The sequence below is a fragment of the Sphingomonas sp. PAMC 26621 genome (genome assembly GCF_000251145.1).
In the GTDB taxonomy this organism is placed as follows: Bacteria; Pseudomonadota; Alphaproteobacteria; order Sphingomonadales; family Sphingomonadaceae; genus Sphingomonas.
Genome location: NZ_AIDW01000035.1, coordinates 1 through 6,489, shown reverse-complemented (window position 1 = coordinate 6,489; position 6,489 = coordinate 1). Strand labels below are relative to the sequence as shown.

Below are 6,489 nucleotides of genomic sequence, written 5' to 3'. Positions count from 1 at the left end.
CCGGCCGCCGCATCGGCCCGCGCAGCGGCGCGGGCGGCGGCTGCTTCAACCCTTGCGGTCAAGCGCGACGCCGTACAATTCCATGCGGTGGTCGACCAGCCGGAACCCCAGCCGCTCGGCGATCGCCTTCTGCAATTGTTCGAGCTCGGGATCGACGAATTCGATCACCTTGCCGGATTCAACGTCGATCAGATGATCGTGATGCGCCTCGGGCGCGGGTTCGTAGCGCGCGCGACCGTCGCCGAAATCGTGGCGGTCGAGGATGCCCGCTTCCTCGAACAGGCGAACGGTGCGGTATACGGTGGCGATGGAGATGCCGGGGTCGATCGCGGAGGCGCGTTCGTACACCTTTTCGACATCCGGATGATCCTCGGCATCCGACAGGACCCGCGCGATGACGCGGCGCTGGTCGGTGATGCGGAGGCCTTTTTCGGCGCAAAGGGCTTCAAGGTCGATGTGGCGGGGCATGCGCCCGATGTAGGCGTGTTCGCTTTATTGCGAAAGGGGATAGTGAGTCGCAACAAGCCCTTCCCGGGGGGGGGAAGGGCTTGTCGCGGGGGCTCAGCGCGCGACCGGCTTGCGGCGCTTGGTGCCGAGGCCAATCTTCTTGGCAAGCGTCCGGCGCTGTTCCGCATAGTTGGGGGCAACCATCGGATAGTCGGCGGGCAAGTTCCACTTGGCGCGATATTGCTCGGGGGTCATCTGATAATGCGTCATCAGATGGCGCTTCAGCATCTTCAGCTTCTTGCCGTCCTCGAGGCAGACGATGAAATCGGGCTTGATCGAAGACCGTACCGAAACTGCCGGTTCCTGCCGAACTTCAGCAACCGGTGCAGGACCGCCGAGCGTCGTCAACGCGCCATGCACGTTTGCGATCAGAACCGGCAGGTCTGAGACTGCGACGCTGTTGTTGCTGACGTGGGCCGCGACGATGTCTGCGGTAAGCGTGATCAGGGTGTCCTGAAGCTCGCTGTTGATGTCCATTGGAATCCTTTCACACTACAGTGCGCACGATTACAGTCCGTGGCACATCGCGGCTATCGTCCGGCAGTGTGTCGATTGCAAGGTGAATTACGAAGATGACCGATGCGTCATCACAGATCACGTCGGTAAGTCAGCGCATCGAAAGCCTGACCTGCCGGGCCTCGATAGTATTGATGACGTTCGCCGACTTTCACGAAACCTGCCGAGCGATACAGTTTGATGGCATCGTTACCACTGCGCACTTCAAGATGCAGCGTTCGGGCCCCCTGCGACGCTGAATCCGCAATCACCGATCGCAATATCGCAGCACCGACACCACGTCGGCGAAACGTCGGAACAGTTGCCAGCAGTAAAAGTTCAGCTTCGTCCAACACCCGGCGCGACAAGGCAAAACCTGCGGGATCAGCGCCGATCGTCGCTATGGTCAGCCATACGCCCGGCATGGACAGCAGGCCGAGCACCTGGTTGCGGGTCCAGGCTTCGCCGAAGCGCGGGTCGAATGCCGCCTGCATGATCGTGTCGACCGCCGGCAGGTCGGCCACCACGCCGCCGCGCAGGTCGACGCGGAGCATCGTGCTCATGCCGGAAGGCCCGCGGCAACCGCCGGTGTCGCCGCAGGTTTCGCATCGGGCGCGCGACCGTAGATCGGGACCGCGGGCAATGTCGCAAAACGGGACGGGAGGAGGGTCGCCGATGCCGCATCGGGCAACATTTCCCGATAAGCGCGGTCGGGCGCGATTGCGGCGAGGAACCGCACGCCATTGCCGACCATCACGGTCGTCGCCAGCAGCGCATCGAGCGCCGCTTCGGGGCGAAGCGACACGAAGGGTGCGGTCGCGCGAAGCGGGGCGGCGAAACCTTGCATGAAGACCTCGCCATGCCCGCCTTCCAGGACGACTGCAAGATCGGGCAAGTCCCTGCCGCCCGGATCGTCACGGCCGAACGCGGCGGCGGCAAGCAAGGCGAGCGATGAATAGCCCGACACCGGCACGCCCCAGCCAAGCGCGAGCCCGCGCGCGGCTGCGATCCCGACGCGGATCCCGGTGAAACTGCCCGGGCCGCAATCAACGAGAATCTGCTCGGCGCGGCCACCCTCGGGCAGTTCGGCGATCATCGCGATCAACCGTTCCGCGTGGCCGCGACCGACCACTTCGTGCCGGTTCGCTGTCACGCGCCCGTCCGCGATCAGCGCGACCGAGCAGGCGGCGGTCGCGGTTTCGATGACGAGTGTCCGCACCCTGTTCAGACGATCGAGTTGAAGGTCTCGAAATCGGGACGCGGCGATCGGTCGAAGATCGTTGCCGGGTCGCCGTGGCCGAGCGTTGAGATGAAGTTGGTGCTGACCGCGGGCGTCTCCGCAAAGAACGCCGCGTCGACCTTGCCCGCATCGAAGCCCGACATCGGCCCGGTATCGAGACCGAGCGCGCGCGCCGCGATGATGAAATACGCGCCCTGCAGCGTCGAGTTGCGGAACGCCGACGCCGCGCGCAACTCGACGTTGCCGTCGAACCAGGCCTTCGCATCGGCATGCGGGAACAGCATCGGGAGATGTTCGTGGAACTCGCGGTCCATCCCGATGATGACGCTGACCGGCGCGTTCAAAATCTTGGGGGCGTTCTGTGCCGAGACACAGTCGGCGAGCTTTGCCTTGGACTCATCGGTGGTGCACCAGACGAGCCGCGCGGGCATCTGGTTCGCCGAAGTCGGCGCCCATTTCATCAGGTCCCAGATCGCACGCAGTTCGTCCGTACCCACCGGAGCGTCGGTATAGCCGTTGTACGTGCGGGCCTTGCGGAAGATCTGGTCGAGCGCTGCGTCGTCGAGCACCGGCATCAGACCGCGCGCACTTCGGTGACTTCGGGGACGTAATAGCGCAGCAATTGCTCGATCCCGTTCTTGAGCGTCGCGCTCGACGACGGGCAGCCCGCGCAGGCACCCTGCATCGCGAGGTAGACCTTGCCCTTTTCGAACCCGCGATAGACGATGTCGCCACCGTCGTTCGCGACTGCCGGGCGGATCCGCGTCTCGATCAGGTCCTTGATCTGCGCGACGATGTCCGCATCCTCGGGGTCATCCGCGAAGCCGCTGTCGCTCGCGACCGTGATCTCGCCCGCGCTGCCGGGGCGGAACAGCGGCATGTCCGCGCTGAAATGGTCGACCATGATGCCGAGCACGTCGGGCTTGAGCGCGCTCCAGTCGGTCCCCGCCGCTGCGGTGACCGAGACGAAGTCGCTGCCGAAGAACACCCCGGTCACGTCCCCGAGACCGAACAACGCGTCGGCGAGCGGTGACGCCTCCGCATCCTCGGGCGTCGCGAAGTCGCGCGTGCCCGCCGCCATCACCGTGCGGTTGGGCAGGAATTTGAGCGTCGCCGGGTTCGGCGTGAGTTCGGTTTCGATCAGCATGCCTGCCATGTGGCGCGCGACCGGGCGGATCGCAAGGGATGATCGTGGTCTGTGGGGCGTGGTACGGGGACACGTGCAATACTGGCGGTGATGGGATTCCGCCGCTATTGGCGAAGGATGACTTCGCTCCAGCGCAAGATGCGCCTCGCCTTATTGTCTTCCCTCATCATCGGTGCAGCCCCCCAGCAGCGACCGCAGCAGCGGCCGCTACAGGGTGCCCCCGCCGGGACCGCCCCGGCGCCCTCGACCACCCCCTCCGCGCAACCCCCCGCAAGCGCGGCGTCGATCGCGCAGCAGGGCGAGGCGGCGATCCTCAATCGCGATGCGTGGCTCTACAAGGGCAGCGACATCACCCCCGATGCGGAGTGGAAGTTCGGCACGCTCAAGAACGGGCTGCGCTATGCGGTGCGCAAGAACGGCGTGCCGCCCGGTCAGATCGCGGTGCGCGTGCGGATGGACGTCGGCTCGCTCTACGAGACCGATCCCGAGCGCGGCTATGCGCACATGATCGAGCATCTGTCGTTCCGCGGCTCGCAATATGTGCCCGACGGCGAGGCGAAGCGGATCTGGCAGCGGATGGGCACCACCTTCGGGTCGGACACCAACGCGCAGACCACGACAACGCAGACCGTCTACAAGCTCGACCTGCCGAGCGCGACCGCCGCCGGGATCGACGAGAGCCTCAAGATTTTGTCGGGCATGGTCTCGCGCCCCAACATCACGCAGACCGCGCTCGGGGCGGAGCGCCCCGCGGTGCTCGCCGAGCAGCGCGAGGCTCCGGGGCCGCAGGTGCGCTTCATCGATGCGCTCAACGCGACCTTCTTCGCGGGGCAGCCGCTCGCGGACCGCTCGCCGATCGGGCATGTGAAGGAACTCGAAGCGGCGACCGCGCAAAGCGTCAAGGCGTTCCACGATCGCTGGTATCGCCCCGAACGCGCGGTCGTCGTCGTCGCGGGCGATTTCGACCCGGCGCAACTGGAAGCGATGGTCGCGAAGAATTTCGGCGACTGGCGCGGGATCGGCGATGCGCCGAAGGACCCCGATTTCGGCAAGCCCGACCCCAAGCAGTCGACCACCAAGGCAGTGGTCGAGCCCGGCATCCCGACCCGGATCGAGATGGCGGTGCTGCGGCCGTGGCAGTACAATGACGATACGGTGATCTTCAACCAGAAGCGCCTCGTCGACTTCCTCGGGCTCGCGATCATCAACCGCCGGCTCGAGACGCGCGCGCGCTCGGGCGGCAGCTATATCGCCGCCGCGGTGCGGCTCGACGATCCGTCGCGGTCGGCGAACGGTACCTTCGTCACCGTCCTGCCCGTCGGCAATGCGTGGGAGCCAGCGCTCAAGGACGTCCGCGCGGTGATCGCGGATGCGCAGAAGACCGCGCCGACCAAGGCCGAGATCGACCGCGAGCTCGCCGAGCAGCGCGTCCAGTTCCGCACCCAGGTCGACACCTATCGCGCCGAGGCGGGCGCGAAGGAAGCCGACGACATGGTCCAGGCGGTCGACATCCGCGAGACGACGACGTCTCCCGCGGTCATCCAGAAGGTGTTCGAGGACGCGGTCGCGAAGGGCTTCTTCGCACCCGACAAGATCCTCGCCTCGACCCAGCGGCTGTTTCAGGGCACGCCGCCGCGCGCGCTGATCTCGACGCCGGTTGCGGAGCAGGGGATCGAGGCATCGCTCGCCAATGCGCTCAAGGCCGACGTCAAGGGGCTGGCGAAGCGCAAGCGGCAGGGGAGTGTCTCGTTCGACCAGCTCCCCAAGCTCGGGCCCGCCGCGACGATTGCGTCGAACACGCCGATCAAGCCGTTCGACATGCAGGAATATACGCTGTCGAACGGAGTCCGCGTGCTGGTCTATCCGACCACCTCGGAAGACAGCCGCGTCTATGTCCGCGTGCGCTTCGGCCACGGCTATAATGCGTTGCCCGCCGACAAGGAGTCGCCTGCCTGGGCGGCCGATCTCGCGCTGACCGCAGGCGGAATCGGCAAGCTCAACCAGGGCGATCTCGACGCGCTGACCACCGGGCGGCGGATCGGGCTCGATTTCGGGGTCGACGAGGATGCGTTCACCTATAACGCGCTGACCTCGCCGACCGATCTTGGCGACCAGTTGAAGCTGATGGCGGCGGCGCTGTCGGCGCCGCGCTGGGATCCCGCGCCGGTGCTGCGCGCGCGCAGCGTCGCGGTGTCGGCGTTCCCGGGGTATAATTCCTCGCCCGACGGCGTGTTGCAGCGCGATCTCGAGCGGCTGCTCCACGATGGCGACCCGCGCTGGGGCACGCCCAGTCAGGCCGCGATCGAGGGAACGACCCCCGCCGCCTTCCGCGCCTTGTGGGAGCCGTTGCTCAAGACCGGGCCGGTCGAGGTGATGGTGTTCGGCGACATCAAGGCGGAAGCCGCGATCGCCGCGGTGCAGAGCACGCTCGGCGCACTGCCGCCGCGCCCTGCCACCGCCACGTTCGTCGCGCCGCCGGTGCGCTTCCCCGCGCACGATACGACGCCGGTGGTGCGCACGCACGACGGCCCCGCGAACCAGGCCGCGGCGGTGATCGCCTGGCCGACCGGGAGCGGGGTCGACGGGCTGACCGAGGCGCGCCGGCTCGACGTGCTCGCCGCGATCTTCAGCGACCGCCTGTTCGACCGGCTGCGCTCGCAGGCGGGGGCGAGCTACAGCCCGAACGTGTCGAGCAACTGGCCGGTCGGCCAGCCGGGCGGCGGGCGGATCGTCGCGATCGGTCAGGTCGCGCCGACGAACGTGCCGCTGTTCTTCAAGCTGTCCCGCGAGATCGCTGCCGAGCTGGTCGCCAAGCCGGTCGACGAGGACGAGCTGAAGCGCACGATCGGGCCGATGCAGCAGGCGATCATGCGCCAGTCGACGGGCAACCAGTTCTGGATGAACCAGCTCGACGGCGCAGTCTACGATCCGGCGCGGATCGTCGCGCTGACGCATCTGTACAGCGACATCTCGACGATGACCGCGGCGCAATTGCAGGAGACGGCGGCGAAATATCTGCGGCCGGAGCGCGACTGGACGATGCAGGTGGTGCCCAAGGCGAAGTGACGGCGGGGGGGGCAGGGTGACGTCCGCCCCCCCC

The 6,489-nt window shown here is 66.9% G+C and carries 7 protein-coding genes; 1 reads left to right on the top strand and 6 read right to left on the bottom strand.

All coding sequences use genetic code 11. The features are described from left to right. Positions 1-45: 45 nt before the first annotated feature. The 6 genes from RI03_RS16560 to RI03_RS16535 form a co-directional block, all read right to left on the bottom strand. Positions 46-468 carry a Fur family transcriptional regulator gene (locus RI03_RS16560; RefSeq protein ID WP_010162106.1) on the bottom strand — a complete coding sequence of 141 codons (423 nt, stop codon included), beginning with the start codon at positions 466-468 and terminating at the stop codon, positions 46-48. A 93-nt stretch (positions 469-561) separates the two neighbouring features. Continuing rightward, on the bottom strand, positions 562-984 hold the full coding sequence (locus RI03_RS16555) for a MucR family transcriptional regulator (protein ID WP_010162107.1): 423 nt from the start codon (positions 982-984) through the stop codon (positions 562-564). 110 nt (positions 985-1,094) lie between these two features. Continuing rightward, on the bottom strand, positions 1,095-1,565 hold the full coding sequence (locus RI03_RS16550) for a GNAT family N-acetyltransferase (RefSeq protein WP_010218705.1): 471 nt from the start codon (positions 1,563-1,565) through the stop codon (positions 1,095-1,097). After that, positions 1,562-2,221 carry a tRNA (adenosine(37)-N6)-threonylcarbamoyltransferase complex dimerization subunit type 1 TsaB gene (gene tsaB, locus RI03_RS16545; RefSeq protein ID WP_010218704.1) on the bottom strand — a complete coding sequence of 220 codons (660 nt, stop codon included), beginning with the start codon at positions 2,219-2,221 and terminating at the stop codon, positions 1,562-1,564. Before tsaB ends, RI03_RS16550 begins: the two co-directional genes overlap by 4 nt. A 5-nt stretch (positions 2,222-2,226) precedes the next feature. Beyond that, positions 2,227-2,817, bottom strand: a complete 591-nt coding sequence (locus RI03_RS16540) for a malonic semialdehyde reductase (RefSeq protein WP_010218701.1) — start codon at positions 2,815-2,817, stop codon at positions 2,227-2,229. Continuing rightward, entirely contained in the window at positions 2,817-3,389 is a 573-nt protein-coding gene (locus RI03_RS16535) for a NifU family protein (protein WP_010162111.1), read from the bottom strand. The genes RI03_RS16540 and RI03_RS16535 overlap by 1 nt, the downstream gene beginning before the upstream one ends. A gap of 117 nt (positions 3,390-3,506) precedes the next feature. Between RI03_RS16535 and RI03_RS16530 the strand changes: the two genes are divergently transcribed. Beyond that, positions 3,507-6,455 carry a M16 family metallopeptidase gene (locus RI03_RS16530; protein ID WP_010218699.1) on the top strand — a complete coding sequence of 983 codons (2,949 nt, stop codon included), beginning with the start codon at positions 3,507-3,509 and terminating at the stop codon, positions 6,453-6,455. Positions 6,456-6,489: the final 34 nt, after the last annotated feature.